Origin of the sequence: Achromobacter xylosoxidans (assembly GCF_001457475.1) — a bacterium.
Lineage (GTDB): Bacteria > Pseudomonadota > Gammaproteobacteria > Burkholderiales > Burkholderiaceae_B > Achromobacter > Achromobacter xylosoxidans.
The window spans coordinates 359,022-385,643 of the sequence record NZ_LN831029.1 but is presented as its reverse complement, the minus strand read 5'-3'; the positions used below and the strand labels follow the sequence as shown (position 1 = coordinate 385,643).

General features: G+C 69.3%; 23 protein-coding genes and 1 tRNA gene. 8 read left to right on the top strand and 16 right to left on the bottom strand.

Annotated elements, in window-relative coordinates:
* Nucleotides 1-157: 157 nt before the first annotated feature.
* Both adh and AT699_RS01790 read left to right on the top strand, forming a co-directional pair.
* Nucleotides 158-1,687, top strand: a complete 1,530-nt coding sequence (gene adh, locus AT699_RS01795; RefSeq protein WP_006384406.1) for an aldehyde dehydrogenase — start codon at nucleotides 158-160, stop codon at nucleotides 1,685-1,687.
* An 89-nt stretch (nucleotides 1,688-1,776) separates the two neighbouring features.
* Nucleotides 1,777-2,154, top strand: a complete 378-nt coding sequence (locus AT699_RS01790; RefSeq protein WP_024067524.1) for a DUF779 domain-containing protein — start codon at nucleotides 1,777-1,779, stop codon at nucleotides 2,152-2,154.
* Between the two features lie 36 nt (nucleotides 2,155-2,190).
* Here the strand turns inward: AT699_RS01790 and AT699_RS31950 are convergent, their stop codons facing one another.
* From AT699_RS31950 to AT699_RS01780, 3 genes are all read right to left on the bottom strand, one after another.
* A complete protein-coding gene (locus AT699_RS31950) occupies nucleotides 2,191-2,355 on the bottom strand; it encodes a hypothetical protein (RefSeq protein WP_162838332.1) in 165 nt (54 codons plus the stop codon).
* Between the two features lie 82 nt (nucleotides 2,356-2,437).
* Nucleotides 2,438-3,082, bottom strand: a complete 645-nt coding sequence (locus AT699_RS01785; RefSeq protein ID WP_024067522.1) for a 2-hydroxychromene-2-carboxylate isomerase — start codon at nucleotides 3,080-3,082, stop codon at nucleotides 2,438-2,440.
* The gene (locus AT699_RS01780) at nucleotides 3,079-3,288 is read right to left on the bottom strand and encodes a DUF2917 domain-containing protein (protein ID WP_006384403.1); all 210 of its coding nucleotides are present in this window, start codon (nucleotides 3,286-3,288) and stop codon (nucleotides 3,079-3,081) included. The genes AT699_RS01785 and AT699_RS01780 overlap by 4 nt, the downstream gene beginning before the upstream one ends.
* 202 nt (nucleotides 3,289-3,490) lie before the next feature.
* Between AT699_RS01780 and AT699_RS01775 the strand changes: the two genes are divergently transcribed.
* Both AT699_RS01775 and AT699_RS01770 read left to right on the top strand, forming a co-directional pair.
* A complete protein-coding gene (locus AT699_RS01775; protein ID WP_026385134.1) occupies nucleotides 3,491-4,411 on the top strand; it encodes a LysR substrate-binding domain-containing protein in 921 nt (306 codons plus the stop codon).
* Nucleotides 4,412-4,714: 303 nt separating this feature from the next.
* Entirely contained in the window at nucleotides 4,715-6,778 is a 2,064-nt protein-coding gene (locus AT699_RS01770; protein WP_050807693.1) for an LTA synthase family protein, read from the top strand.
* A 58-nt stretch (nucleotides 6,779-6,836) separates the two neighbouring features.
* On the opposite strand, the gene selD is transcribed toward AT699_RS01770, so the two are convergent.
* Entirely contained in the window at nucleotides 6,837-7,898 is a 1,062-nt protein-coding gene (gene selD, locus AT699_RS01765; RefSeq protein ID WP_020925481.1) for a selenide, water dikinase SelD, read from the bottom strand.
* A gap of 142 nt (nucleotides 7,899-8,040) precedes the next feature.
* Between selD and AT699_RS01760 the strand changes: the two genes are divergently transcribed.
* Together AT699_RS01760 and AT699_RS01755 are read left to right on the top strand one after the other, a co-directional pair.
* Nucleotides 8,041-9,144, top strand: coding sequence for a transglutaminase-like domain-containing protein (locus AT699_RS01760; RefSeq protein WP_024067520.1), 1,104 nt, complete (start codon nucleotides 8,041-8,043; stop codon nucleotides 9,142-9,144).
* A gap of 14 nt (nucleotides 9,145-9,158) precedes the next feature.
* Nucleotides 9,159-9,701 carry a TlpA disulfide reductase family protein gene (locus AT699_RS01755; RefSeq protein WP_006384397.1) on the top strand — a complete coding sequence of 181 codons (543 nt, stop codon included), beginning with the start codon at nucleotides 9,159-9,161 and terminating at the stop codon, nucleotides 9,699-9,701.
* A gap of 17 nt (nucleotides 9,702-9,718) precedes the next feature.
* On the opposite strand, the gene AT699_RS01750 is transcribed toward AT699_RS01755, so the two are convergent.
* From AT699_RS01750 to fdnG, 8 genes are all read right to left on the bottom strand, one after another.
* Nucleotides 9,719-10,753 (bottom strand): glycosyltransferase, encoded by a 1,035-nt coding sequence (locus AT699_RS01750; RefSeq protein ID WP_024067519.1) that lies wholly within the window; start codon nucleotides 10,751-10,753, stop codon nucleotides 9,719-9,721.
* A 191-nt stretch (nucleotides 10,754-10,944) separates the two neighbouring features.
* Nucleotides 10,945-11,040: transfer RNA gene (locus AT699_RS01745), tRNA-Sec, on the bottom strand.
* A gap of 26 nt (nucleotides 11,041-11,066) precedes the next feature.
* On the bottom strand, nucleotides 11,067-13,004 hold the full coding sequence (selB, locus tag AT699_RS01740) for a selenocysteine-specific translation elongation factor (protein ID WP_024067518.1): 1,938 nt from the start codon (nucleotides 13,002-13,004) through the stop codon (nucleotides 11,067-11,069).
* Nucleotides 13,001-14,434 carry an L-seryl-tRNA(Sec) selenium transferase gene (gene selA / locus AT699_RS01735; RefSeq protein ID WP_024067517.1) on the bottom strand — a complete coding sequence of 478 codons (1,434 nt, stop codon included), beginning with the start codon at nucleotides 14,432-14,434 and terminating at the stop codon, nucleotides 13,001-13,003. The genes selB and selA overlap by 4 nt, the downstream gene beginning before the upstream one ends.
* 2 nt (nucleotides 14,435-14,436) lie before the next feature.
* A complete protein-coding gene (gene fdhE, locus AT699_RS01730; RefSeq protein ID WP_035182973.1) occupies nucleotides 14,437-15,372 on the bottom strand; it encodes a formate dehydrogenase accessory protein FdhE in 936 nt (311 codons plus the stop codon).
* Nucleotides 15,373-15,498: 126 nt separating this feature from the next.
* A complete protein-coding gene (locus tag AT699_RS01725; RefSeq protein ID WP_006387324.1) occupies nucleotides 15,499-16,146 on the bottom strand; it encodes a formate dehydrogenase subunit gamma in 648 nt (215 codons plus the stop codon).
* Nucleotides 16,139-17,038 carry a formate dehydrogenase subunit beta gene (gene fdxH, locus AT699_RS01720; RefSeq protein WP_006387323.1) on the bottom strand — a complete coding sequence of 300 codons (900 nt, stop codon included), beginning with the start codon at nucleotides 17,036-17,038 and terminating at the stop codon, nucleotides 16,139-16,141. The genes AT699_RS01725 and fdxH overlap by 8 nt, the downstream gene beginning before the upstream one ends.
* 10 nt (nucleotides 17,039-17,048) lie before the next feature.
* Nucleotides 17,049-20,117, bottom strand: a complete 3,069-nt coding sequence (gene fdnG / locus AT699_RS01715) for a formate dehydrogenase-N subunit alpha (RefSeq protein ID WP_024067516.1) — start codon at nucleotides 20,115-20,117, stop codon at nucleotides 17,049-17,051.
* 271 nt (nucleotides 20,118-20,388) lie between these two features.
* Between fdnG and AT699_RS01705 the strand changes: the two genes are divergently transcribed.
* Both AT699_RS01705 and AT699_RS01700 read left to right on the top strand, forming a co-directional pair.
* Nucleotides 20,389-21,936 carry a DUF1254 domain-containing protein gene (locus AT699_RS01705; protein ID WP_024067515.1) on the top strand — a complete coding sequence of 516 codons (1,548 nt, stop codon included), beginning with the start codon at nucleotides 20,389-20,391 and terminating at the stop codon, nucleotides 21,934-21,936.
* 77 nt (nucleotides 21,937-22,013) lie between these two features.
* The gene (locus AT699_RS01700; protein ID WP_024067514.1) at nucleotides 22,014-22,511 is read left to right on the top strand and encodes an acyl-CoA thioesterase; all 498 of its coding nucleotides are present in this window, start codon (nucleotides 22,014-22,016) and stop codon (nucleotides 22,509-22,511) included.
* Between the two features lie 271 nt (nucleotides 22,512-22,782).
* Here AT699_RS01700 and AT699_RS01695 read toward each other — a convergent pair whose 3' ends face one another.
* The 4 genes from AT699_RS01695 to AT699_RS01680 all read right to left on the bottom strand — a co-directional run bounded on the left by AT699_RS01695 (nucleotide 22,783) and on the right by AT699_RS01680 (nucleotide 26,607).
* Nucleotides 22,783-23,796 carry a sterol desaturase family protein gene (locus AT699_RS01695; protein ID WP_006387318.1) on the bottom strand — a complete coding sequence of 338 codons (1,014 nt, stop codon included), beginning with the start codon at nucleotides 23,794-23,796 and terminating at the stop codon, nucleotides 22,783-22,785.
* A 2-nt stretch (nucleotides 23,797-23,798) separates the two neighbouring features.
* Nucleotides 23,799-24,593: a polysaccharide deacetylase family protein gene (locus AT699_RS01690; RefSeq protein ID WP_020925491.1), complete on the bottom strand. Its 795-nt coding sequence runs from the start codon at nucleotides 24,591-24,593 to the stop codon at nucleotides 23,799-23,801.
* A complete protein-coding gene (locus AT699_RS01685) occupies nucleotides 24,577-25,521 on the bottom strand; it encodes a YVTN family beta-propeller repeat protein (RefSeq protein ID WP_024067513.1) in 945 nt (314 codons plus the stop codon). Before AT699_RS01685 ends, AT699_RS01690 begins: the two co-directional genes overlap by 17 nt.
* 210 nt (nucleotides 25,522-25,731) lie before the next feature.
* Nucleotides 25,732-26,607, bottom strand: a complete 876-nt coding sequence (locus AT699_RS01680; protein WP_058207207.1) for a DUF2950 family protein — start codon at nucleotides 26,605-26,607, stop codon at nucleotides 25,732-25,734.
* Between the last annotated feature and the right edge of the window lie 15 nt (nucleotides 26,608-26,622).

Sequence of the window (26,622 nt, the reverse complement as noted above, 5' to 3'; positions counted from 1 at the left end):
GGCGAACCGCCGCCCACGGCCCTTGCCGGCGCGTGGAAAGGTACTTTCGCACGCGGCAAGCGCGCTTGTCCAGCCGCGTCCCCACACATGGCACGCGGTTTGCTTGATGTGGAACAGGCACCCGACTGCCGTTACACCGACCTATACGGAGACAAGCATGGACATCGCGACCCGCGTCACCCCCGAATCCTATGGCACGCGCCTGGACCTCAGGACGCAGTACGACAACTTCATCGACGGCAAATGGCAGGCGCCCGCCGACGGCGAATACTTCGACAACGTCACGCCGGTCACCGGCCAGGTGCTGACCCGCAACGCCCGCTCGAAAGAGCGCGACATCGAGCTGGCGCTGGACGCCGCGCACCGCGCCGCGCCCAAATGGGGGGCGACCCCCGCCGCCGAACGCGCGCAGATCCTGATGCGCATCGCCGACGTGATGGAAGCCAATCTCGAACGCCTGGCCACCGCGGAAACCTGGGACAACGGCAAACCGATCCGCGAGGCCCGCGCCGCCGACATCCCGCTGGCGATCGACCACTTCCGCTACTTCGCCTCGTGCATCCGCAGCCAGGAAGGCGGGCTGTCGGAGATCGACCACGACACCGTGGCGTATCACTTCAATGAACCGCTGGGCGTGGTCGGCCAGATCATCCCGTGGAACTTCCCCATCCTGATGGCGGCATGGAAACTGGCGCCGGCGCTGGCGGCGGGCAACTGCGTGGTGCTCAAGCCGGCCGAGCAGACGCCGCTGGGCATCCTGCTGCTGATGGAACTGATCGGCGACCTGCTGCCGCCGGGCGTGGTCAACGTGGTCACCGGCTTCGGCCTGGAAGCGGGCAAGCCGCTGGCCTCCAGCAAGCGCATCGCCAAGATCGCCTTCACCGGCGAGACCACCACCGGCCGCCTGATCATGCAGTACGCCTCGCAGAACATCATCCCGGTGACGCTGGAGCTGGGCGGCAAGTCGCCCAACATCTTCTTTGCCGACGTGGCGGCGCAGGACGACGACTTCCTCGACAAGGCCATCGAAGGCTTCGTCATGTTCGCGCTGAACCAGGGCGAAGTCTGCACCTGCCCCAGCCGCGCGCTGATCCAGGAATCGCTCTACGACAGGTTCATGGAACGCGCGCTCAAGCGCGTGGCCGAGATCAAGCAGGGCAACCCGCTGGACGGCGACACCATGCTGGGCGCGCAGGCGTCCACCGAGCAGTTGGAAAAGATCCTGTCGTACCTGGACATCGGCAAGCAGGAGGGCGCGGCGGTGTTGGCCGGCGGCGCGCGCGCGCAGTTGCCGGGCGCGCTCGAAGGCGGCTATTACGTGCAGCCCACCGTCTTCAAGGGCCACAACAAGATGCGCGTGTTCCAGGAAGAGATCTTCGGCCCGGTGGTGGCGGTGACCACGTTCAAGGACGCCGACGACGCGCTGGCGCTGGCCAACGACACGCTCTATGGCCTGGGCGCGGGCGTCTGGTCGCGCGACGCCAACACCTGCTATCGCATGGGCCGCGCCATCAAGGCCGGCCGGGTCTGGACCAACTGCTACCACGCCTATCCCGCGCATGCGGCGTTCGGCGGCTACAAGCAGTCGGGCATCGGCCGCGAGAACCACAAGATGATGCTCAACCACTACCAGCAGACCAAGAACCTGCTGGTGAGCTACTCGCCCAAGAAACTGGGTTTCTTCTGACCCATGGGCGACGCCCGCCGGTCCGTGTCGCGCCGGCCCATACCGGGCCGGCCCGTCGCGGGCCAGGGTGGCGTCGCGGGAGCTGCATCATGCCAGGACCCACCCCGCGCGTGGTCGCCACCGACGCGGCGCGCGCGCTGATCGACACCCTGCGCGCCAAGCATGGCCCGCTGATGTTCCACCAGTCGGGCGGCTGCTGCGACGGCAGTTCCCCCATGTGCTACGCGCAGGGAGAGTTCATGGTCGGCGGCTCGGACGTGCTGCTGGGCGAACTGGAGGGCTGCCCGTTCTACATGGGCGAAGACCAGTTCGCGTATTGGGAGCACACCCAGCTCATCATCGACGCCGTGCCCGGACGCGGCGGCGCGTTCTCCCTCGACAGCGCCGAGGGCAAGCGCTTCCTGCTGCGCTCGCGGCTGTATTCGGACGAGGAATGGGCCGCCGTAGCGCCGGTCACGCGCGGTTGAGACCGGCGCTTCGCGCGGCCTGCCGCGGGCGGGGCGTCAGGAACGCCGCGGCCCGCCGCCCTTGGCGGCCGGCTCGGCGCCAGCGGTCTCCTGTTGTCGCCACTGGAACGACACGCGGCGGATGCGCGCGGCGCGGAATTGCGTGAACGAACGGCCACCCGGCATGGGTGCGCCGCGTAGCGGACTGCTGCTGTTTTTCATTGCGGGAAAAGCGTTGGCGGAAAAAACTCTGCGGTGCCGGCGCGCGGCGCCGGCAACCATGATCGAAAGGTGGGCGCCGGGTTCAGCCGGCCGCGGCGGCCCAGGCGCCGACAGGGGCGCGGCGGGTCCAGTCCAGGGCGTCCTCGAGGCGGTCGTTGCCCCAGAACATCTCGCCGTCCACCAGGAAGGTCGGGGCGCCAAACAGTCCCAGGTGGCGGGCCTCGTCGACCCGGCGCCGCAGCGCCTCCTTGGCGGCCTCGGACTTGCCGCGCGCGATCAGCGCGTCGGCGTCGAGCGACAGGTCGGTCAGCAGCGTGTGCACCACGTCCTCGGCCTGGATGTCCTGGTCGTGCTGGAAATTGGCGCGGAACACCGACAGGCAGAAATCACGGCCCCAGGGCTCGTCCTGCCCCAGCAGCGCGATCCGGGCGGGCAGCACGCTCATGCGCGGAAACAGGCGCGGCCGGTTGTAGGGCACGCCGTATTTTTCGGCCAGGCGGGCGATGTCGCGCATCATGTAGGCGCCCTTGCCGGGGAACAGGCGGAACGGCGTGTCGTTCCAGCCCTGGGCCTGGAAGATGGGGCCGAGCAGGAACGGCCGCAGGTCGACCCGCACGTCCGCCTGCGCCGCCAGGGCGCCGATGCGCTCGATCGCCAGGTAGCTGTAGGGGCTGGCGAAATCGAACCACATCTCGAGGCGGGGCGAGGCGGGCAGGGACGCATTCATGACAAAAGCTCCAACGGCTGGGGAACCTGGGAAACCAGGGCGACCTGCGCATCCGGCAGGCCGCTGAGGACGACATCGCGATCGCTGCCCACGATGATGGACTGGCCGGCTTGCAATACGCTGTCGTCCGGACGGCGGTACTCGGATAGCCAGAGCGCGCCGGCGTGGCACTCGATGCGCAGGCCCGAGGCCCGTCTGAGCAGCATAGTCGAACCCCGGGCCAGGCGAAATGACATTCCCGCAGTGCAACATAACCGGATCATGGCGCATCCCCCCGCCGCAACGGCGGCCATCATGGCGGGCGTGGGCGGCTGGCCACCGCATCACCCGTCGTCTGAGTCATATTGGACGCCGCAGGCGTTATATTGCACAAGCGACATTTCCGCCGCACACGCATGAGTTTTACGAATGTCATACCCGCTGGCAAAACTTCCCCCGCTTGATCTGGTCCGAGGCTTCGTCGCCGTGGGCCGCCGCATGAGCATCACGCTGGCGGCGCAGGACCTGCACGTGACGCAGTCGGCGGTCAGCCGCCAGATCCGGGCGCTGGAGGCCCACCTGGGGGTGCCGCTGCTGGTGCGTGGTTTTCGCAGCGTGTCGTTCACGTCGGAAGGCGCGCAGCTGTTCCGCATGGCCGACACCTGGCTGAGCCAGTTGGGCGACCTGACCGAGCAATTGCGCGCCCCGGAACGCCGCACGCCAGTCACCGTCACCACCACCATCGGCGTGGCCTCGCTGTGGCTGCTGCCGCGCCTGGGCGACTTCCAGGCCGCCCATCCGCAGATCGACGTGCGGGTGGCGGCCGACAACCGGGTCATCGACATCGACCGCGAAAGCGTCGACATCGCCATCCGCTACAGCCTGCGCGACACCGTGCCGGACGGAGCCGTCTGGCTGTTCGGCGAGTCGGTGGTGCCAGTGGCCCATCCCTCCCTGCAGGCGCGCGCCCTGGATGCGCGCGAACTGCAGCGCCATGTGCTGCTGGAGTTCGACGACCCCACCCGGCCCTGGCTGCAATGGTCGGAGTGGCTCAACGCGCGCGGCCTGGGGCGAGTGCGGCCCAAGGGCATGCTGCGCTTCAACCAGTACGACCAGATCGTGCACGCGGCGCTGGCTGGCCATGGCATCGCACTGGGGAGGCTGGCGCTGATCGCGCCCATGCTGGCGGACAAGCGCCTGGCGACGGTCGGCGGCCAGCCGGCGGACGCCACCGAGCACGCCTACTGGCTGGTGCGCAACGCGCGCCGCAGCACCCCCGACGCCGAGATCGTGACGCGCTGGCTGGTGCAGCAGGCCGCCACCACGGCGCGCCTGCTGGCTCCGGAATAAGGCCTCCCCCGCGAGGCCGAATCCCCGCCATGCCGGCGCCTGGCGATCGCCAGGCGCTCTTGCGGCTTGGGCGACCGGCTTGGGCGACCGGTTTGTGCGACCCGCTTGGGCGACTCACTACAAGTTCTATACAAACCTTCATAGATTTGCGTTCCCCCTCCTGTAGATTGCGGCCTGCATAGCACGCACGGACCCGAGCTCCCCCCCTGCGAATGAACCCGCGCGCCCCGTTCCCCCGGCGGTCGCGCGGGCCCGTTGCCGCCGTTTCACGGCGCAATGCCCCGCCCTCCTTTCATGGCGCAGATGAAGCTCTTCCGTTCCACCGACGCCTGGCAATCCTGGTTCATCAACTTCCAGCGTTCCTTCCTGATCCTGCTGGCGCCATGGCTGGTGTCCGTGCTGGCGCAGGGCGCCGGCCGCGCCTATCTGCTGGCCGCCTACGCGCCCCCCGGCGCCTACGCGGCGCTGCCGCAGGACGTCAAACGCATGCTGGCGACCGGCCTGCTGTTTGACATCAAGGTCGCGGCGATCGCGTTCTCGGTGCCGCTGCTGGCCGCGCTGGTGCTGGCCGCGCGGCCGGCGGCGCACGCCCTGTGGCTGCGCTGCCTGCCAGGCCTGGGCGCAGTGCTGGCCACCCTGTTCGCCGCCAGCACGGTGGTGAGCGTGTACTACTTCGCCACGTTCTCGCGCTCGATCGACATCTTCGTATTCGGCCTGATGGACGACGACACCCGCGCCATCCTGGCGACGCTATGGCACGGCTATCCGGTGCTGCGGACGCTGGCGCTGCTGGCGGCGGTGCTGGGCGCCACGTACTGGCTGGCGCGGCGCTGGGGCTCGGGCATCATGCGGGCGCGGCTGGCGCGGCGCGCGCTGGTTCCCAGCGCGCTGCGGCTGTTCCTGATCATCGGCGTCACGGTGCTGGCCTGTCGCGGCTCGCTGGGCACCTTTCCGCTCAACAAGGACGACACCGGCATCTCGTCGCTGCGCCTGCTCAACGACATCACGCCCAACGGCATTTCGGCGTTCTTCTGGGCGTTGTCCGAGCGCGACAACGACAAGCGCTTCAGCCCCGTCACCGCTGACGAAGGCGCGCGGCTGTATCGGCGTTTCCTGGGACGACCCGGCCGCGATCTGCAACCCTTCATGGCCAGCACCGGCGCCAATCCGCCAGCCCGCGCCCGGCCGCCGCACGTCGTGCTGCAGATCATGGAAAGCATGGGGCACCACATGAACACCCACGACCGCCCCGGCCGCGACCTGTTGGGCGCGCTGCGGCCGCACTGGCGGCAGGACTGGCGCTTCGACCGCTTCCTGTCCGAAGGCAATGGCACCATCGATTCGCTCAGCCGGCTGCTGGTGCGCAGTCCGGTGCTGGCCATCAGCCAATCGTCGGCGGCCAATGCCACCTTCGCCAGCAATGCCTTCACGCCATTCCTGGCGCGCGGCTATCGGGTGGTGTTCGTCACCTCGGGCACAGCCACCTGGCGCAACCTGGGCCGATTCGCCACGCATCTGGGCGCGCATGAGTTCGCCGACCAGCTGACGCTCAAGCACCGCTATCCCGAGGCGCAGGCGGGCGCCTGGGGCGTGCCCGACGAATACATGTTCCGCTACATCGCCGAGCGCCTGGCGCGGGCCGACCGTGACGGTGAACACCTTTTCATCGTCGGCCTGTCCACCACCCACCACCCGCCGTTCCTGGTTCCCGAAGGCGGCCAGCGCGGCGGCCTGGACCTGGGCGATGTCGAACGCCTGCCCTACTACGAAAACTGGACAGGCCTGGAAGACGCCTTCGACACGCTGCGCTACGCCAACGACCAGCTTGGGCGCTTCCTGAGCGGCCTGAAAGGCTCCGCCCAAGGCGCTCGCACCATCGTCGCGGCCACCGGCGACCACAACATCCTGGGGGTCGCCTATTCCGCCGACACCGACGCCGTCCTGGCGCGCGCGGTGCCGTTCTACCTGTATGTGCCACCGGCCTATCGTGGGCAATCGACCTACGATCCGTCACGCCCGGGCAGCCACAAGGACATCCTGCCCACGCTGTACCACCTGAGCCTGCCGGACACTCCCTATTTCCGCAGCGGCTGCGATCTGCTGGCCGCGCGGCCCGATCCGCAATGGTGCTTTGGCTTCAACAACCCGCGCCTGCTGATCACGCGCGACGGCGCCTACCGGCGCGATCATCCCGGACGCATCCTGCCCTGGGCCGGCGCCAGCGGCCTGGCGCTGGCGCCCGAGCGGGTCGCGTCGGCGGCGCAGGCGGCCGAGCAGGAACGGCTGGAAGCGTATGCCCCGCTGCTGCAATGGCAGATCAATCACCAGGTGCAGCACCAGGTGCCATTGCGGCCGGATCGCCCCTGAACCGGCCCGCCGCGCATGCGCGGCGCGCGGCGCCCGGACCCGAGGCGGCCCGCGCCCGCTAGTCGACGCGCACCAGCGCGTCGCCCGCGACCATGTCGCCGACCACCGCGGCGTCCGCGAAGCCCTGCTCGCGGAACAGCTCCAGCACCGCCTGGGCCGCCTGGGGATCGCAGGCGACCAACAGGCCGCCAGCGGTCTGCGGGTCGGTCAGCAACGCCCGTTCGACATCGGATACGTCCGCGCCCAGCCGCACCGATTCGCCATACGACGCCCAGTTGCGGCCCGACGCGCCGGTGACCACGCCTTCGGCGGCGAAGGCCTGCACGCCTGGCAGCCAGGGCAAGGCCTCGCGCCGCAGCCTGGCGGTCAGCCCCGCGCCGCGAGCCATCTCCAGCGTATGTCCCAGCAGGCCGAAACCGGTGACGTCGGTGATCGCATGGACCCCGTCCATCGCGGCCAGCGCCGCGCCGGGGCGGTTCAGGCGGGTGGTGGTGTCGATCATCACCCGGTACCCGTCGGCGTCCAGCCGGTTCTTCTTCAGCGCCGCCGACAGGATGCCCACGCCCAGCCCCTTGCCCAGCACCAGCACGTCGCCGGCACGCGCATCGGCGTTGCGCTTGATGCGGTCCGGATGCACCAGCCCCATGGCCGCCAGGCCGTAGATCGGTTCGACCGAGTCGATGCTGTGGCCGCCCGCCACCGGAATGCCGGCCTCCTTGCAGACCGACTCGCCGCCGCGCAGGATGTCGGCGATGACGCCGTGCGGCAGCACGTTGATCGGCATGCCGACGATGGCCAGCGCCATGATCGGCGTGCCGCCCATGGCGTACACGTCCGACAGCGCATTGGTGGCCGCGATGCGGCCGAAGTCGTAGGGATCGTCGACGATCGGCATGAAGAAGTCGGTGGTCGCGATCAGCGCCTGCTCGTCGTTGAGCCGGTAGACGGCGGCATCGTCGGCCGTCTCGGTGCCCACCAGCAGGTTGGGGTAGCTGGCGGCCGGCCCGAAGCGCGCCAGCAGCTGCGACAGCACGCCGGGCGCGATCTTGCAGCCACAGCCGCCGCCGTGCGACAGCGAGGTCAAGCGCGGCACCGCCGCGGACGCTGCATCCTGGGTCATGTGAATCTCTCCGTAGGTGATGGGGAAAAGGATAGCATCGCGGCCCCGAATGGCCCTATGATGATCCGGCAGCAGGCAGCAACGGACGGCCGCCCGCCATCGGGCGCACCGACAGCCAAACTTCACCGTGCGTGAGGGCTATATGGATCGCCGACACTTCCTCCGTTTCTCGAGCGCCCTGTGCGCCACCCAGGCCGCGGCCCTGCCCCTGGCCGCGCGCGCCGGCCAGGCGCCCGTCAGCGCCGACTGGCGCAGCTTCGAACTGACCACCCACATCCAGGTCCGCGACCCCGGCGCCCATGCGCGCCTCTGGATCCCCCTGCCCTACGCCACCGACACCGGGTACCAGCGCGGCGCGCAGAGCGCCTGGCTGGTCAGCGGCGGCGGCAGCGCGCGGCTGGCGCAGGCGCCCGGCTACGACGTGCGCATGCTGGCGGTGCAATGGCCCGACGCCCAGGCGCCGCGCGAAGTCACCGTGACCAGCCGCTTCCAGACCCGCAACCGCCGCGTCGACCTGACCCAGCCGCCGCCACCAGGCGCCTCGCGCGAAAGCGCCGCCTCCCTGCGCGAATACCTCCAGCCCACCGAGCTTTTGCCCACCGACGGCATCGTCAAGACCACCGCGGACCGCATCACCCGCGGCCACCAGGGCACGCTGGCGCGGGCCCGGGCCCTCTACGACTGGGTGGTCGACAACACCTGCCGCACCGCCTCGACCCGCGGCTGCGGCACCGGCGACGTGCGCTACATGCTTGCCGCCAACGACCTGAACGGCAAATGCGCCGACATCAACGCGCTGTTCGTCGCCCTGGCGCGCGCCGCCGGCATTCCCGCCCGCGACGCCTACGGGCTGCGCGTGGCCGATTCGCAGCTCGGTTTCAAGAGCCTGGGCAAGGCCGGCGACGTCACCCGCGCGCAACATTGCCGCGCCGAGTTCTACGCCGACGGCTACGGCTGGGTCCCGGTCGACCCCGCCGACGTGCGCAAGGTCATGCTGGAGGAGCCGCCCGGCGATCTGCCCACCACGGACGCCCGCGTGCGCAGCGCCCGTGTCATGCTGTTCGGCGCGTGGGAAATGAACTGGGTTGCCTACAACCATGGCCACGACGTCGTCCTGCCCGGCTCCGCCCACGGCGCCGTGCCGTTCCTGATGTACCCCAACGGCGAAACCGCCGACGGCCGCCTGGACAGCCTCGACCCCGACAGTTTCCGCTACACCCTGACCGCCCGTTCGCTGTCCACCTGAACCGGCGCGCGTCCATGGTCAGCCGCCGCCACCTGCTGCAATCCGCCCTGTCGCTGGCGGCGCTGCCCGGCTGGGCCCGCGCCGCCGCCAGTGACAGCGCCCTCAAGGCCGCCACGGGTCCCGACTGGGCCGCCTGGACCGCCGCGACGCCGCCGCTGGTCCTGCCCGACCTTGCGGGCCGCGAGCAGAAACTTGCCGCCTGGCGCGGCAGCGTGGTCATTGTCAGCTTCTGGGCCACCTGGTGCGACCCCTGCCGCGACGAAATCCCGCTGATGTCCGCCATGGCCAGGCGCCACCGCGAAGAAGGCCTGCGCCTGGTCGCCGTGAACGTCGGCGAAGCGCTGGGCAAGATCACCACCTTCCTGGCCAAGTGGCCGGTCGCCGGCACCGTCCTGCACGATCGCAACAGCAGCGCGGCCAGGCAATGGGATGCCGTCGGCCTGCCCGCCAACTACCTCGTCGACCGCGGCGGCCGCATCCGCCACTGGCACCTGGGCGCGCTGGACTGGCAGGCCGCGAACGTCAACGGCGTCGTCACCAGGATGCTGCGCGCGTGATTGTGCTTGCGGGGCTGCTACCGCGTGACGGCCATGTCCGGCGTGAAAGCGCCCTTGCCTCGCGCCATTCGTCTCAGGCGCCGGTATGCCTTGAACACCCGCCGCAGGTCGGTGACGCCGCGCGCATGGCGGACCAGCCCCGGCCAGGCGCGCAGGTCGAGCATCGACCGCGCCAGCTGGGCGCGCGCTTGCGGGTTTTCGACGTCCTTGCGAAGCAGGTCGACAAAGCACAGGAGTTCATGCAGGACGTGGCGCACGATCGAGACGCGGGTTCTCTGGCCGAGGTCCTGCCGCCTGGACAGCGCCAGCAGCGTCTCGATGATGTGAACGTAGCTGACGCCGCGCCACTGGCGTATCCGGGCTGACGGCGAAAGGGTTATCGAGTCGGGGTTGCGGCGATAGCCGTACACCGGCTCGGACGCGAAGCCCATGCGCCTGGCGACCAGCGCAAGTTGGGTGGTCCACAGGATGTCCTCGTGAAATATCGAGGGATCGAACGCCAGGCCGTGTCGGGTGATGAGTTCGCGCTTGACCAATTGCAGGCAAACATAGTGCGGCCATTCGCCGATGGCGACGCAGTGCGCGATCCAATCCTCGCCCGTCATGGCGCCGGCGGTCGGTTGTCGGGTGAGGACGGGGGGCCGGGGCAGGGGCGCAGGCGCGTGCGTGAACCGGTACGCGTTTCCGACCAGCACCTCCAGCCCCTGCGAAACGGCCTGTTCGTGCCACCGGACGAGTCCGGCCGAGGGCAGGAGATCGTCGGCGTCGGCGAAGGCGACCCAGGCGCCACGCGCGGCCCGCAGGCCCGCATTGCGCGCGGCGCCGAGTCCCTGATGGGGTTGCCTGAGGATGCGAAGGCGCGCGTCCGTGGCGCCGCGCGCCTGCAGGATCGCCACGCTGCCATCGGTGGAACCGTCGTCGACCGCGATCACTTCCAGGCTCAAGGCGGCGTCGGCCAATAGCGCGTCCAGTTGGTCGGACAGATACCGTTCGCAGTTATATACCGGCACGATCAGGCTGACCTGCGGCGCAGTGGGTTCGACGTGGCTCATGTTCTGTTCAGGCGTGGGCTTACGGGAGCGCCGCGCCTTGAACCCCATGCGGTGGCATGGGTTTACGAGCAGGGATGTCTTGTCCGATGGGCGCGGGCGGATCGGTAAGCTACGCCGGATTCAGCGGGCCGGGGAACAAGACGGACAAATGCAGGACCGATCCGGATACTTGCGATCCGGCAGCCACGAATTGGCGGAAGGCAGCAGGAGTCGAACCTACCTGGGAACGTCTGACGTCCCCAACCGGGTTTGAAGCCCGGCCGTGCCACCGGGCACGGATGCCTTCCAGAGAAAACCGCCGATGAAAGACCGCCTATGATACCGCCTGGCCCGCCCCGAGATACGCGCTGTCGTTGCGCAGCACGTGGGTATCGCGCAGCCGCCGCGTCAAGCCGGTCCGATCGAAGAACTCCAGGATCTGGATCGCGCGCTTGCGGCCCAGCCCCGTCGCATCCCTGAAGGCCGCCGCGTTCAATCCTTCGGGCCTTGCCGCGAGATCGATCGCCAGCGCCACCAGCTCGGCCACCCGCTCGCGATGGTAGAACAGATCCTTCACCACCTGCGCCACCTCGCCGCGCCGCAGCAGCTTGCGCAGCACCTGCCGCACCCGCTCTTCCGGCTCGCCCTGCGCGCGCGCCAGGTCGCGCACCCAGGGGGGATCGTAGGCCCCGGCGGCCAGCAGCGGCAGCAGGCGCAGCGCGAGTTCCGCCTCGGCCTCGGCCAGCGCCGCGGTGTGGCCCGGCAGATGCAGCCAGGGTCCGTTGCGCAGCACCCGGCCCTGCTGCCGCAGGTCTTCCAGCAACCCCTGCCACAACGCCTCGGAGGCGGCCGGCAAGGCCATGCGGCGCAGGCGGGAGCCGTCGGGGCCCGGTTCGTCCGGCGCGCCCTGGTGGAAGGTCGCCAGCGCCTGCTCCACCCGTGTCCGCAGCGCTTCCCAGTGCGTGGCCAGGATCAGCGTGCGCGCGCCCTGCGGCGTGCGCGGCTCGATCCAGATCGCCCCCTCGGGCGCCGCCAGGTCGCGCACCGGCCAGCCTGCCAGGCGTTGCAGCGTCGTTTCGTCCAGGCCCAGCGCGGCCTGCGCCAGCAGCGGTCGCAGCCCGCCGCCGTCCAGCATGTCCGCCACGCCTTGCAGCCACTGCATCCGCGCCGGCGCGCGGCGCTTGCGGTCCGGCGCGTTCGGATCGAGCACCCGGCCGCCGCCCACGGTGCGCGTGGCCTGGGCGTTGCGCACGATGTAGCGGTCGCCCGGCATCGCGCACACCGGCTCATCGAACACCAGCTGCACCCAGCCCGACTGGCCCGGGGCCAGCGCGTCGGCCGACAGCGGCACCACGTGCGCCACCTGCCGCGCCGCGCCGATGTGCACGTGCAGCGGCGTCCAGGCCCGCAGCGGCGCATCGGCCGAAGGCAGCAGCGTCAAGGCCACATCGACGTGGCGCGACGGGAGGAAGCAGCGCGCATCGGCGATCCAGTCGCCGCGCGTGATCGCGCTCTTGTCGATCCCCGCCAGGTTCAGGGCGCAGCGCTGGCCGGCCGCGCCGGTCTCGCTGGGCTGGTTCTGCGCGTGGATGCCGCGCACCCGCACCCGCGTGCCCGCCGGCATCAGGCGCAGGTCGGCATCGTCGTCGCCGGCGCGCGCGCGGCCGCCATGCGCGGTGCCGGTCACCACGGTGCCGTGGCCGGCCAGCGTGAAGACGCGGTCCACCGCCAGCCGGAACAGGCCGGCGCCATCGCGCGCGCCCAGCGCCTGCGCGGCCTCGTCCAGATGCTGCTTGAGCCGCGCCACGCCTGCGTCGCCGGCGCGCGCCGCGCATACCTCGAACAGGGGCGCGTCCTGCAGGAACGTATCCGCCGCCAGTGCCGCGATCTCGCCGCGCACCGCCGCCAGCCGGGCGGCGTCGGCGCGATCGGCCTTGGTCAATGCCACCGCCCCGCGCGCCACGCCCAGCAGCGCCAGGATCGCCAGGTGTTCGCGGGTCTGTGGCATGACGCCGTCATCGGCCGCCACCACCAGCAGGCCGAAGTCGATGCCGCTGGCGCCGGCAGCCATGGTGTGCACCAGCTTTTCGTGGCCCGGCACGTCGATGAAGCCCAGCACGTCGCCGTTGGGCAGGGGCGTGTAGGCGTAGCCCAGCTCGATCGAGATGCCGCGCGCCTTTTCTTCCTTGAGGCGGTCGGTATCGACGCCCGTCAGTGCCCGCACCAGCGTGGTCTTGCCATGGTCGATATGGCCGGCGGTGCCGACGATCATGCCCGCGGCTCCGTGGATTGCGCCGCGAGTCCGGCGAGCTGCTCGGTGAAGGCGGCCTCGTCGCGCGCCTCCAGGCAGCGCAGGTCGAGCCACAGCGCGTCATCGGCGATGCGGCCGATCACCGGCACCGGCAGGTGGCGCAAGCGGGTTTCCAGCCGGTCCAGATGGCGCCCGGGACGGCCCTTGCCACGGTAGCGCACCGCCAGCCCGTGGCTGGGCAACTGATCCACCGGCAACGCGCCGCTGCCGATCTGGCTGTACATCGGCACCGCCTCGACCTCGTAGTCGGCGCCCGCCGCGTGCGCCAGCACGCCGCGCAGGCGCTCGGCCATGGGCTGGATCTCGCGCTGCGGCCGGGTCAGCAGGCGCAGCGTGGTCAGGCGCTGCGCCAGGAATTCCGGCGCGCGGTACAGCTGCAATACCGGTTCCAGGGCCGCCAGCGTCAGCTTGCCCACGCGCAGGGCGCGCTTGAGCGGGTTCTTCTTGATCTTGCGGATCAGGTCGGCGCGCCCCACCAGCAGGCCGGCCTGGGGACCGCCCAACAGCTTGTCGCCGCTGAAGGTGACCAGATCGGCGCCGGCGGCGATGGTCTCGCGCACCGTGTCCTCGCGCGGCAGGCCGAACTGGGTCAGGTCCACCAGCGTGCCGCTGCCCAGGTCCACCGTGGCCGGCAGGCCGCGCGCATGCGCCAGCGCCGCCACCTCGGCCACGCCGACGCTCTTGGTGAAGCCGGTGACGGCGTAGTTGCTGCAATGGACCTTCATCAGCATCGCGGTGCGCGGGCCGATGGCGTTCTCGTAGTCGGCGGCATGGGTGCGGTTGGTGGTGCCCACCTCGACCAGCCTGGCGCCGGCGCGCTTCATGATGTCGGGAATGCGGAAGGCGCCGCCGATCTCGACCAGTTCGCCACGCGACACCACCACCTCGCGGCGATCGGCCAGCGCGTTCAGCATCAGCAGCACGGCGGCGGCGTTGTTGTTGACCACGGTGGCGGCCTCGGCCCCGGTCAGTTCGCACAGCAGGTCGTCGATCAGGTCGTCGCGGTCGCCGCGGCCGCCGCTGTCCAGGTCGAACTCCAAATTGGCCGGCGTGGTCAATGCGCGCAGCACCGAGGCCACCGCCTCGTCGGGCAGCAGCGCGCGGCCCAGGTTGGTGTGCAGCACGGTGCCGGTCAGGTTGTAGACGGCGCGCAGGCGCGGCGCGGCGGCGCGCGCCAGGGCGCCGTCGACGGCGGCGGCCACGGCGGCTTGCGCCAGTTCCGCGCGCGGCAGTTCACCCGCCAGGGCGCGCTGGCGCAGGGCATCCAGGTGCCGGCGCAGCGCCGCCACCACCTGCGTGCGGCCATGCGTGTCCAGCGCCGCGGCCAGCGCCGGCGCGTTCAGCAGCCGGTCGAGCGCGGGGATGTCGGCGGCGGCGGCAAGCCCGGTCATGGCTATTCCTCCTCGGCGCCGTGCCACAGCAGCGGGTTGCCGCTGGCGCGCGAATAGCCGGCCTCGCCCACCAGCACGTCCAGCATCAGGCTGGCGAGGTCGTCGGCCACCGGCTCCACGTGCAGGTCCTTGTCCTGATAGAAGATCTTGCGGTAGGTGTGGCAGCGGTCGCAGGTCTCGGCCTTGATGGCGGGCGCGCGGCCCTCGATGGCCTGGTAGGCCACGGACTCGACGTCCTCGCAGTGCGAACACTTGACCCGCACCATGTGCCACTGGGTCGCGCACAGGCTGCAACACAGGTAGCGGTAGCCTTCGAACTGCCCCCCCACCCGCACCACGCTGGCCACCGGCAGGCTGGCGCAGACGGGGCAGACGCCGAAGGGCGAGGCCACCGGCAGCTGCTTTTCGTCGAAGCGGCTGGCCAGGTCGGTCCAATACACCTGCAAGGCGGCCATGACGAACGGCGCGGCGGCGCCGTCGACGCCGCGATGCTGCTCCGACAGCACCGCCTCGGCCAGGTCTTCGAGCGATTCGGTGTCTTCATCGAGCGCTCGGCGCAGCGCCGAGCAGACTTCCAGCGCCTCGGCCGGCACGTCCTGGCCGCCCGCGACCTCGTCGACCAGCTGGCGCAGGATATCCCGCCACAGCGGGTCGCGCGGCCATCCCACCGCCTGCAGCGGCGGCATGCCATGGGCCTGCGCCAGGGCGATGCGGTCTTCCGAGGCCGGCGGCGCGTTGCAGCCGCGCAGGGCGTTCTGCTGGGCGTCGACCAGCCGCGCCATCAGCAGCAGGTAGTCGGCCACCGGGCTATCCACGGCCAGTTGCCGCAGCCGCGCCGCGCGCGTCGCGAAAACCGAATCGCGCGCCGGCAGCTGGATGCGGGGGATGGTGTTGTGGTCTAGCGCTTCGATCTCGCCGCGCGGAAGAATTCGCTGCAATTGCGTCTCCAGATAAACAAACACGGCTGCCGCCCCGACAGGGGGAGGCAGCCGTGCGGTGGGATCGGGCGGGATCCACCCGGCGGCGCCGCCACCGCCAGGTGGCGCCCGCCGCGCGGGGCCCGCTTACTTCGTCGTGGACTGCTTGCCGATTTGTTCCCGGAACCAGGCGCGGTGGTGCTTCCATGCCCAGCCCGCGGTCACGTAGCCACGCAGCATCGCCGTGAGCGAGCCCTTGACCCAGATCGCCGCATAAATATGCACAATGATCGCGCAAATCAGCACCAATGCACAAACGGCATGCAGCACAGAGGCGGCGCGCACCACCCAGATCGGGAAATAGAAGGCGAAGAACTCGCGCCAGATCACGATGCCGCTGGCGAACAGCCCCAGCATGCACAGGATCAGCACGTAGAACAGCAGCTTCTGGCCGGCGTTGTACTTGCCGACCTCGGGCAGCTTGTCCTCGCGGTTCTCGACCACGTCGTTGAGCTGGCTCAGCCACTGGCGGTCGGCCTTGGTCATCAGGTTGTGGCGCCACATGTGGCCGGCGAACACCACGAAGCAGAAGAACATCACCAGTCCGATGAACGGATGCAGGATGCGGGTCCAGGGACCGCCGCCGAACAGGTTGGTGAGCCAGAACATCGACGGGTGGAACAGCGCCAGCCCGGACAGCGCCAGCAGGATGAAGGTGAAGGCGATGATCCAGTGGTTGGTGCGCTCGCCGGGCGAATAGCGCTTGATCCGGCGGTGATGGCGGTCGTCACTCATGGCGGATCTCCTGTTCGGCACGGCGTTCGTCTTCCTCGTCGACCTCGTTGCGGCCGACGCGGGCGTAGTGGAAGAAGCCGGCCAGCGCCGTCAGCGCCATGGCGGCCACCCCCAGCGGCTTGGCGATGCCCTTCCACAGCGAGACCATCGGGCTGATCTGCGGCTCCTTGGGCAGCCCGTGGTACAGCCCGGGCTGGTCGGCGTGATGCAGCACGTACATCACATGGGTGCCGCCCACGCCTTGCGGATCGTACAGGCCGGCCTGCTCGAAGCCGCGCGACTTCAGGTCCTCGATGCGCTCGGCGGCGTGCTGCTTCATGTCGTCCTTGGTGCCGAACACGATGGCGCCGGTGGGGCAGGCCTTGACGCAGGCCGGCTCCTGGCCGACGGCCACGCGATCGGAACACAGGGTGCACTTGTACGCCTTGTGGTCCTTCTTGCTGATGCGCGGCACGTTGAACGGGCAGCCGGTGATGCAGTAGCCGCAACCGATGCAGTTCTCTTCGTGGAAATCGACGATGCCGTTGTTGTACTGGATGATGGCGCCCGGCGAGGGACAGGCCTTCAGGCAGCCCGGATCCTCGCAGTGCATGCAGCCGTCCTTGCGGATCAGCCACTCCAGGTCGCCTTGCGGGTTCTCGTACTCCGAGAAGCGCATGACGGTCCAGGAATGCTCGGTCAGGTCGGCCGGGTTGTCGTAGACGCCGACATTGGTGCCAATCTCGTCGCGCAGATCGTTCCACTCCATGCACGCGCTCTGGCAGGCCTTGCAGCCGATGCACTTGGAGACGTCGATCAGCTTGGCCACGGACCCGGTGACGGGCTCGCGGATGCCGGGCGGCGGCGTGGTGGTGGCCGAGCGCCGTTTGATGTCGAGGGATTGCATAGACATGAGCGCTCTCCTAGATCTTCTCGACCTGCACCAGGAACGACTTGAATTCCGGTGTCTGCGAATTGCCGTCGCCCACGAACGGGGTCAGGGTGTTGGTCAGGAAGCCCGGTTTGGCAATGCCGACGAAGCCCCAGTGGATCGGGATGCCGACGTGATAGACGGTCTTGCCCTCGATGGTCAGCGGCCGCAGGCGCTTGGTGACCAGCGCCACCGCCTTGATGTAGCCGCGGTTGGACGACACCTTCACGCGCGAACCGTTGGCGATGCCCAGTTCCTTGGCCATGACTTCGCTGATCTCGACGAACTGCTCGGGTTGCAGGATCGCGTTGATGCGGACGTTCTTGGTCCAGTAGTGGAAGTGCTCGGTCAGGCGGTAGGTGGTGGCCACGTAGGGGAACTTGTCCACCGTGCCCATCGCCGCCAGGTCGTCCTTGAACACGCGCGCCGCCGGGTTGCTGGTGACGCCCTTGGCCTTCGGATACAGCGGGTTGTAGCCCAGCGGCGTCTCGAACGGCTCGTAGTGTTCCGGGAACGGCCCTTCGGCCATGCCGGCGCGCGCGAAGAAGCGCGCCACGCCCTCGGGGTTCATGATGAACGGGCCCATGCCGCCGTCGGGGTTTTCATCGCCCTTGAAGTCGGGGATGTCGGCGCCGACCCAGGCCTTGCCGTTCCACGCGATCAGGCTGCGGCGCGGGTTGAAGGGCTTGCCCGCGACGTCACAGGAGGCGCGGTTGTACAGGATGCGGCGGTTGGCCGGCCAGGCCCAGGCCCAGTTCAGGGTCTGGCCGATGCCGGTCGGATCGCTGTTGTCGCGGCGCGCCATCAGGTTGCCGCCGGGCCCCCAGGCGCCGGCGAAGATCCAGCAGCCGCTGGCGGTGGAACCGTCGTCGCGCAGTTCGGCAAAGCCGGCCAGCTGCTCGCCGCCCTTGCGCGTGACCTTGGTCGGGTCCTTGGGGTCGACCAGGTCCACCAGCGCCTTGCCCGAGTATTCCTTGGCCAGTTCTTCCGCGGTCGGGCTCTGCGGGTTGGAGTACGGCCAGGACAGGTTGACGATGGGGTCGGGGTACTTGCCGCCCTCTTCCTGGTACATCTTGCGCAGGCGCGTGAAGATCAGCGACATGATCTCGATGTCGCTCTTGGCCTCGCCCGGAGGCTCGGCGCCCTTCCAGTGCCATTGCAGCCAGCGCCCGGAGTTCACCAGCGCGCCGTCTTCCTCGGCAAAGCAGGTGGTAGGCAGGCGGAACACCTCGGTCTGGATCTGCTTGGGATCGACGTCGTTGGCCTCGCCGGCATTGCGCCAGAATTCCGAGGTCTCGGTGACCAGCGGGTCCATGATGACCAGGAACTTGAGCTTGGCGAAGCCCGCGTTCAGCTTGGCCTTGTTGGGCGCGGCCGCCAGCGGGTTGAAGCCCTGCGCCAGGTAGCCGTTCATCTTGCCCTGGTTCATCAGCTCGTAGACCTGCAGCATGTCGTAGAGCTTGTCGAGCTTGGGCAGGTAGTCGAACGCCCAGTTGTTCTCGGCGGTCGCGGCCTTGCCCCACCAGGCCTTCATCAGGCTCACATGGAACTTGCCGTAGTTCTGCCAGTAGCTGAGCTGGTTCGGCCGCAGCGGCTTGAGCGCGCGCGTGGCGATGTACTTGCCGTAGTCCTGCTCGGGCTCGTTGGGCAGCGTCATGTAGCCGGGCAGCAGGTTCGACATCAGGCCCAGGTCGGTCAGGCCCTGGATGTTCGAGTGCCCGCGCAGCGCGTTCATGCCGCCGCCGGCGATGCCGATATTGCCCAGCAGCAACTGCACCATGGCGCCGGTGCGGATGATCTGCGAACCGATCGAGTGCTGCGTCCAGCCCAGCGCGTACAGGATGGTCGCGGCCCGGTCGGTGGTGGCGGTGGACGCCAGCATCTCGCAGACCTTCAGGAACTTGTCGCGCGGCGTGCCGCAGACGCGTTCGACCATCTCTTCGGTATAGCGCGAGTAGTGCTTCTTGAGCAGCTGGTAGACCGAACGCGGATGCTCCAGCGTCGGGTCGGTCTTGACGTAGCCGTCATCGCCGCGCTCGTAGTCCCAACTGGCCTTGTCGTAGGTCCGCTTGTCGGCGTTGTAGCCGGAGTACAGGCCCGCGTCGAACGCGAAGTCCTCGCGCACGATGTAGGAAAAGTCGGTGTAGTTGCGCACGTACTCGTGCTGGATCTTGTCGTGATCCAACAGGTACTTGATGACGCCACCCAGGAAGATGATGTCGGTGCCGGTGCGTATGGGCGCGTAGAAGTCCGCCACGGATGCCGAGCGCGTGAAGCGCGGATCCACGACGATCAGCTTCGCCTTGTTATGGGCTTTCGCTTCCGTGACCCATTTGAACCCGCACGGGTGGGCCTCGGCGGCATTGCCGCCCATGATCAGTACTACGTCCGCGTTCTTGATGTCGACCCAATGGTTCGTCATCGCTCCACGGCCAAACGTCGGGGCAAGACCTGCCACCGTCGGGCCATGTCAGACACGGGCTTGGTTGTCGAACGCCAGCATCCCCATGCTACGCACGGTCTTGTGCGTGATGTAGCCCACCTCGTTGCTGCTTGCCGAGGCGGCCAGCATGCCGGTGGTCAGCCACCGGTTGACCGTCTTGCCGTCTTCGGTCTTTTCGACGAAGTTGGCGTCACGGTCGGCCTTCATGAGCTTGGTGATGCGCGTGAGCGCGTCGTCCCAGGAAATACGTTCCCACTTGTCCGAACCGGGCGCCCGGTATTCCGGGTACTTCAGGCGGTTGGGACTGTGGATGAAGTCGATCAGGGCCGCGCCCTTGGGACAGAGCGTGCCGCGGTTGACCGGGTGGTCGGGGTCGCCCTCGATGTGCATGATGCTGGCGCGGGCATTCTTGGCGCCATCGCCCAGGCCATACATCAGCAGACCACAGGCGACCGAACAGTAGGGACAGGTGTTGCGCGTTTCCGTCATGCGCGCAAGCTTGTACTGGCGCACTTCGGCCATGGCCGTGCCGGGGGCTGCCCCCAGCAATGCCAGGCTCGAGCCAGCCAGCGTGGTACCGGTCACCTTGAAGAACTGGCGGCGGTTCATGTTGACCATGAAGCACTCCTCTCCGGGTGAATAAGGGGAAAGCGCGGGCCGGTCCGGGGAAAAGCCCTACGAATTCCAAGGATTTGCAAGCAAGTATAGGCGCAGCGCGGGCGAGTTGCCATGCCTTGCGTCCCCCGAACGCGAAACCCGGCAATGAGAACGATTTACGGCCAGGATCGGGCTTTTTCGTGGATTTTGGATCATCGCGAGGCTGCTACCATTGCCGGCGGCGGGTTCCGACCCGTTTTTCCGCCCGTCCCGCATGCCTGTTGGAGCGCCGATGCGCCGTTTTGCCCCCCTGGCCCTGTCCCTGTCGCTGGCCGCGCCCGGCCTGGCGCCGGCGCCGGCCATCGCCGCGCCGGCGCTGACCCCGGCGGCGGCGGCCACCGAGTCCGCCCGCGAAGCGGCAATGGAAGGCTACCTGTACTTCTACCCGCTGCTCACGCTGGACCTGACCCGGCGCCAGTTCACGCATCCGTCGCAAAGCGAGCAGGGCGCGCCCGCCAATGCCTTCCTGCACACCCGCACCCTGCCCAGCCCCGGGTCGGCCACGCCCTGGGCCAATCCCGACATGCTGCGCAGCAGCGCCTGGCTCGACCTGAGCGCCGGCCCGGTGGTGCTGTCGGTGCCGGACAGCCAGGGACGCCTGTACACGCTGACCCTGCTGGACCTGTGGAACGAGGCCTTCGCCACGATCGGCACGCGCAGCACCGGCACCGCCCGCGGCAATACCGCGATCGTGCCGCCGGGCTGGACCGGCACCCTGCCCTCGGGCATGCCGCGCATCGACGCCCCCACGGCGTACGTCTGGGCCCGCTCCCTGATCCAGGGCGACGGTGCGGCCGACTATCCGGCGGTGCACGCCTTGCAGGACGGCTTCACCCTGACGCCGCTGGCCCAGTGGAACCTGCCGGCGCAGTCGCAACGGGTCAAGGCCGACCCCTCGCTGGACCTGAAGACGCCGGTGCGCGAACAGGTCGAGTCGATGCCGACCGACGCCTTCTTCACCTACGCCGCCGAGCTGCTGCGCCGCAACCCGCCTCACGCCACCGACCAACCGGTGCTGGCCAAGCTGCGCCGGGTAGGGCTGATCCCCGGTCGGCCGTTCGACTTCGACAAGCTCGACCATCCGGTCAAGCAGGGCCTGCGGCGCGGCCTGCGCGAAGCGCGCGAACGCATGCAGGCCGCCGCCGGCGTCAGCCTGAGCAGCGTCAATGGCTGGCAGCGGGAGACGGCCAGCGTCGGCGTCTACGGCAACGCCTACCTGCGGCGCGCGCTGTCGGCCCAGGCCCAGCCGGGCGCGGGGCTGCCCGAGGACCTGTCGGCGCTGCTGCTGGCCGCCGACAGCCAGGGCCGGCCGCTGGATGGCGCCCACCGCTATACGCTGCATTTCGACGGCGGCCAGTTGCCGCCGGCCGGCGCGCTGTGGTCGCTGGCCGCCTACGACGCGCAGGGCCTGCCGGTGGCCAACCCGATCGAGCGCTACACGCTGGGCGAGCGTGATCCGCTGCAATACAACGCCGACGGCTCGCTCGACCTGCTGATCAGCCACACCGCCCCCGAGCCCGGCGCCCAGGCCAACTGGCTGCCGGTGGCGGCCGGCGGGCCGGTGTACGTGCTGCTGCGCGTCTACGCCCCGGGCCCGGCCTTGCTGGACGGGCTGTGGACGCCGCCGCCCGCGGTGCGCGACGACCCGCAGCCCGAGCCGGAACCCGCGCCCGAGCCGGAACCCCGGGCGCAGGCCGCGACGGCGCCCGCCGCAACTCCCCCCGCCAAGGCGCCTCCCGGCGCTCCGGCCACGGCCCCCGGCCCCGCGAAGAAACCCTGACAAAGGCGCCGGCGACGGCGCCATGACAGGGTTTCGCCACTACCATAGGCGTTTTGTCGCCGAGTAGAACGCCCGCCATGGACGAAGCCTTTAGCCACCAACTGTCGATGACCATCCTGATGACGCCCGATATGGCGAACTTTTCAGGCAATGTGCACGGCGGAACCATCCTCAAGTACCTGGACCAGGTCGCCTACGCCTGTGCCAGCCGCTACGCCGGCCAGTACGTCGTGACCCTGTCGGTCGACCAGGTCGTGTTCCGCGAACCGATCCACGTCGGCGAGCTGGTGACCTTCCTGGCGGCGGTGAACTACACCGGCCGCACCTCGATGGAAATCGGCATCAAGGTGGTCACCGAGGACATCCGCAAGAAGCTGGTGCGCCACACCAATAGCTGTTATTTCACGATGGTGGCGGTGGATGACAACGGCGCGCCCACCGCCGTGCCGCCGCTGGCGCCGCGCAACCTCGAGGAAACACAGCGCTTCGAGGCCGCCCGCCTGCGCCGCGAGCTGCGCCAGGAAATGGAACGGCGCCACGACGAAATCAAGCGCGAGACCACCCATGAAGGGTGAGAGCCCCCACGCCGCGCGCGCTTCGCGCGCTAGCTGCCCCCCGAGGGGGCTGCCCGCCCTTGGGGCGGCCCGGCGGGCGGTAGGAAAGGACCCCCACGCCGCGCGCGCTTCGCGCGCTAGCTGCCCCCCAAGGGGGCTGCCCGCCCTTGGGGCGGCCCGGCGGGCGGGCGGATATTCTTGCGACGAACGGCGTCCAGGTCACAGGTGACCGGACATGAAAAAACCGGGCCTCAAGGCCCGGTTCTTTTTGGCGACGGCGCAACGCTGCGCGTCACGCGCCTTCGGCCGCGCCCGGCGGGCGCGATGGCGGCGCCGTCACGGCCGGCTCGCGGTCGCGGCCGACCATGCGCTTGAGGCCCAGCCACTGTTGCGACCAGAAGCCCTGGCCGTAGTCGCGGCCGCCCAGTTCCGGCTGCTGGTCATGGATGCCGGTGGGGCCGTAGCCGACGCCGAAGCGGGCCGAGCGGAACAGCACGTCCCAGACCGGGAACAGCGCGGCAAAGTTGTAGCCGCCGGCCGGCCCCGGCGTCGACGCGTCATAGGCGATGGAATGGTGATGGCGGTGGAAACGCGGGCTGACCAGCAGGCGTTCGCCGATGGCGCCGAAGTGCATGCGCAGGTTGGCGTGCGAGAAGCTCTGCGCCAGCTGCGTGATGGCCACGATCGCCACGAATTGCGCGGGCGGCACGCCCACCAGCTGCGACACGAATACCACCACGACGTCGCGCAGCATGTCGTCCAGCAGGTGGTTGCGATCATCGCTCCACATGGTCATCTGGCGCTGGCTGTGGTGCACCGCGTGCAGCGCCCAGAGCCAGGCAAAGCGGTGCTGGGCGCGGTGGTACAGGTAGTCCACCAGGTCGAACAGCAGCAGGTAGATGATCAGGCTGACCCAGGCCTGGTCGGTGACGCCGGGCCAGTACTGGTCGAGCTGGAACGGCGCGAAGCCCCAGATGTGCAGCTGCCCGAAGACGCTGTCCCAGAACGGGTCGATGGTGAAGAACAGCGCCAGGCGGAACACGCCCAGGCGGTGGATCAGTGTGTAGAGCACGTCGATGCCGATCTGGCGGCGGTCGGTGACCGGCTCGACCGGGCGCAGGCGCTGCAGCGGGCCGAACACCAGCAGCAGCACGGCCACCTGCAACAGGCCGACCAGCAGCCACATGGTGGCGTCGTAGCCGTCCTCGATGAAATTGCTCAGGCCCAGGTGGAACAGCGCCGGCTGCACCAGGGTTTCGAACAGCCATTGCTGGCAGTTCCCGAACCATTGACTAAGCGTATCCATGATCAGTGATGCGTGGCGATCCAGTCGCGGTAGGCGGGATGCGTATCCAAGGTAGCAAAACAATAGCCCTTGCGCTGCAGGCCTTCAATCAGCGGCTCCAGCACGGCGGGGGCCCAGGGGTCCTGGCGCGACCAGATGCCCAGGTGCGCCAGCAGGATGTCGCCGGGCTTGATGGTGCGCAGCGCCTGGTCCAGCAGCTTGGCGTTGGGGTACTTGTCGCTGGGCAGTTCGTCGCCCAGGAAGCCAGCCGGCGCCCAGCCCACGTGCTCGAAGCCGCAGGCCTTGGCCGCGCGCAGCAGGGCCGGCGAGGTCTTGCCGCCCGGCGCGCGGTACAGCGGCAGCATCGGCTTGCCGGTCATCTGCGTGAAGCGGGTGGCGGAGCGCTTGATCTCGGCGCAGTACTGCTCGGCGGTCCAGGTCTGGCGCTTGCCCGTGTCGGGGCCGGCGCTGGGCTTGACGCGGAACTTGCCGTCCGGCAGGTCGCCCTGCCAATAGACGTGGTCGTAGGTGTGCGAGCCGAACACATGGCCCTCGGCGGCGCGCGCCTTCCACCACGGCGCCCACTGGTCGTCCAGGCTGCTGCCGTCGGTCAGGGTGCGCTCGTTGGCCAGGAAGAACGTGACCTTGACGTGGTGGCGCGCCAGCACGTCGGCGATCAGCGGCGCCACGCCCATGTGGCCGGTGTCGAAGGTCAGGTAGACCGGCTTGTCACAGGTCGCGGGGGCCGCGCCGGCGGCCTGCGCCGCCAGCGCCAGGCAGATGGCGGCGGCCAGTTGCCGTTTAGCGGGTCGGCGCATGGTTCAGCGTCCAGACGCCGTGCGGCGACTTGCCGACGGTCACCTGCTTGACGACTTTCTTCTGCTCCAGGTCCACCACGGTGAGCTTGCGGGCCCAGCGCGAGGTGACCAGCAGCGTCTTGCCGTCGGCCAGCACGTCCATGCAGTCGGGGCCGCCCGGCACCGGGAAGGTGTCGACCACGGCCAGCGTCTGCAGGTCGATGCGGCTGATGGAGTTGGCGGTGCGGTTGCTGACGAACAAGTGGCGCTGGTCGCCCTGGGCGCGGAAGGCGTGCGCGCCGGCGGCGGTCTTGATGCGCGAGATCAGCTTGGCCGGGCCCTTGCTGACGTCATAGGCCTCGACGTAGGAATCGCCGGTCAGCGCCACCAGCAGCGTTTTCTGGTCGGGCGTGAGGAACACGTCGGCCGGGGTCTTGCCGACCGAGACGGTCCACTTGGGCGTCTGCGTGGCCAGGTCGATGGCGATGAGCTGGTCGCTGTCCTGCAGCGTGACGTACGCCGTGGTGCTCTTGGCGTCGATCATGATGTGGCTGGGCGTCTTGCCGGCCGGGATGCGCTTGACCAGCGTCAGGTCAAAGCCCTTTTCCAGCGGCTTCCAGGCGTAGATGTCGATGTGGTCCAGGCGGTTGGCGGCCGTGACGAACCACTTCATGTCCGGCGAGAACTGCAACTGGTAGGGATCGACGATGCCGGTCAGGGTGCGCTGCACCTCGCCGGTCTTGGGATCCATCAGCGTGATCGAGTCGCCCGTGGCGTTGGCCACCATCAGCGACTTCTTGTCAGGCGTGAGGTACAGGTGGTGCGGTTCCTTGCCCGTGGGGACGCGCCGCAGTTCCGTGTACGTGGCGGGATCGACGATGCTGACGTTGGCGTCCAGGGAGTTCAGGACGAAGATCGGGGCCGACGCCGCGGCGGCGCTGAGCGCCATCCCTGCGCCCAGGAGGGCGCAGCGGACAAAATGCAAGGGATTCAATTTCCAGGTCCGACAAAAGGGGATCGGGCACCGATCCCAGCGCTCGCCATTTTGGCATAGCCGCCTGTCAAAAAACCGTAAATCCGACCGTCCGGGCCATGCGACAGCCAGGTTGCGGCACGGCTACAACGCTCGCGCCGCCACACCTGCAACAATCGTAAAAAATCATTTGGCGCCAATGGGTTGCGGCGTGATGTTGTTCCAGGTTCCGAACGACACATCGGTGCCCTGGAGCGTGGCCGCGCGGCGCGCCGTGGCCGGCCCCAGGTCAGCCTCGCGCAGCTCGCCACGCGCGTCGATGACGAAGCTGCCGATGCCGGTATGGCCGTAGCGGGCCGGCCAGGCCAGGATCCAGTAGCCGTCGCCGCCGTGCGCCGGCAGCACCTTGTAACGGTAGCCGTAATAGGCATCCGCCACCGGCACCTCCGGCCCCATTGCCAGCGCGTCCGGGCCATAGGCCTGCGCCGGGTAACCGGGCAGTTCGGGCCAGTACAGTCCGTCCAGCGCGCCGGGCCGGCTCACCAGCCGGTCGGCGTAGCGGCCCTGGCCCACCCCGTCGCGGTAGCGGATCTGGGCCGCGTGCAGTTCGCGCAGGGTATCGATGGCGTTGAGCTCGTTGCGCCCGATGGCGCGGCGCGCGATTTCCGCCTTGCCGGCGGCCGGGTCGAACCGCCAGCCCTGCGCCACGCGCACGATCGGCACCGGCATGGTCCAGCCGGAATCGCCCACGCTCAGCCAGGCGCGGCGTTCGCCGTCGGCCAGCACCTCGTGCTTGCGGGACCATGCCGCCAGGAAACGATAGACATCGTCCTGCCCGACCCCGCCCGGCACGATCTGGCGATGGTCCGGCCCCAGCACCTTGGCCAGGGCCACGGGGTCGCTGGTGGCCAGCGCCTCGCCGAAGGCATTGGCCGCGGCCTCGGGCGTGGGATAGACGCTTTGCGCCGCGGCGGGCGTAGCCAGCAGCGCCAACGCCAGCCAAGCGACGCTGGCGGCCCGGCGCGACCACCGGCCGGGGGCACGGACGAGCGCATTCATCATCGAGACTCCGCTGAT

Coding starts and splice junctions, on each gene's coding strand:
- adh (WP_006384406.1), top strand. CDS start 158: ATGGACATCGCGACCCGCGTCACCCCCGAATCCTATGGCACGCGCCTG.
- AT699_RS01790 (WP_024067524.1), top strand. CDS start 1,777: ATGCCAGGACCCACCCCGCGCGTGGTCGCCACCGACGCGGCGCGCGCG.
- AT699_RS31950 (WP_162838332.1), bottom strand. CDS start 2,355: ATGAAAAACAGCAGCAGTCCGCTACGCGGCGCACCCATGCCGGGTGGC.
- AT699_RS01785 (WP_024067522.1), bottom strand. CDS start 3,082: ATGAATGCGTCCCTGCCCGCCTCGCCCCGCCTCGAGATGTGGTTCGAT.
- AT699_RS01780 (WP_006384403.1), bottom strand. CDS start 3,288: ATGCTGCTCAGACGGGCCTCGGGCCTGCGCATCGAGTGCCACGCCGGC.
- AT699_RS01775 (WP_026385134.1), top strand. CDS start 3,491: ATGTCATACCCGCTGGCAAAACTTCCCCCGCTTGATCTGGTCCGAGGC.
- AT699_RS01770 (WP_050807693.1), top strand. CDS start 4,715: ATGAAGCTCTTCCGTTCCACCGACGCCTGGCAATCCTGGTTCATCAAC.
- selD (WP_020925481.1), bottom strand. CDS start 7,898: ATGACCCAGGATGCAGCGTCCGCGGCGGTGCCGCGCTTGACCTCGCTG.
- AT699_RS01760 (WP_024067520.1), top strand. CDS start 8,041: ATGGATCGCCGACACTTCCTCCGTTTCTCGAGCGCCCTGTGCGCCACC.
- AT699_RS01755 (WP_006384397.1), top strand. CDS start 9,159: ATGGTCAGCCGCCGCCACCTGCTGCAATCCGCCCTGTCGCTGGCGGCG.
- AT699_RS01750 (WP_024067519.1), bottom strand. CDS start 10,753: ATGAGCCACGTCGAACCCACTGCGCCGCAGGTCAGCCTGATCGTGCCG.
- selB (WP_024067518.1), bottom strand. CDS start 13,004: ATGATCGTCGGCACCGCCGGCCATATCGACCATGGCAAGACCACGCTG.
- selA (WP_024067517.1), bottom strand. CDS start 14,434: ATGACCGGGCTTGCCGCCGCCGCCGACATCCCCGCGCTCGACCGGCTG.
- AT699_RS01725 (WP_006387324.1), bottom strand. CDS start 16,146: ATGAGTGACGACCGCCATCACCGCCGGATCAAGCGCTATTCGCCCGGC.
- fdxH (WP_006387323.1), bottom strand. CDS start 17,038: ATGTCTATGCAATCCCTCGACATCAAACGGCGCTCGGCCACCACCACG.
- AT699_RS01705 (WP_024067515.1), top strand. CDS start 20,389: ATGCGCCGTTTTGCCCCCCTGGCCCTGTCCCTGTCGCTGGCCGCGCCC.
- AT699_RS01700 (WP_024067514.1), top strand. CDS start 22,014: ATGGACGAAGCCTTTAGCCACCAACTGTCGATGACCATCCTGATGACG.
- AT699_RS01695 (WP_006387318.1), bottom strand. CDS start 23,796: ATGGATACGCTTAGTCAATGGTTCGGGAACTGCCAGCAATGGCTGTTC.
- AT699_RS01690 (WP_020925491.1), bottom strand. CDS start 24,593: ATGCGCCGACCCGCTAAACGGCAACTGGCCGCCGCCATCTGCCTGGCG.
- AT699_RS01685 (WP_024067513.1), bottom strand. CDS start 25,521: ATGGCGCTCAGCGCCGCCGCGGCGTCGGCCCCGATCTTCGTCCTGAAC.
- AT699_RS01680 (WP_058207207.1), bottom strand. CDS start 26,607: ATGATGAATGCGCTCGTCCGTGCCCCCGGCCGGTGGTCGCGCCGGGCC.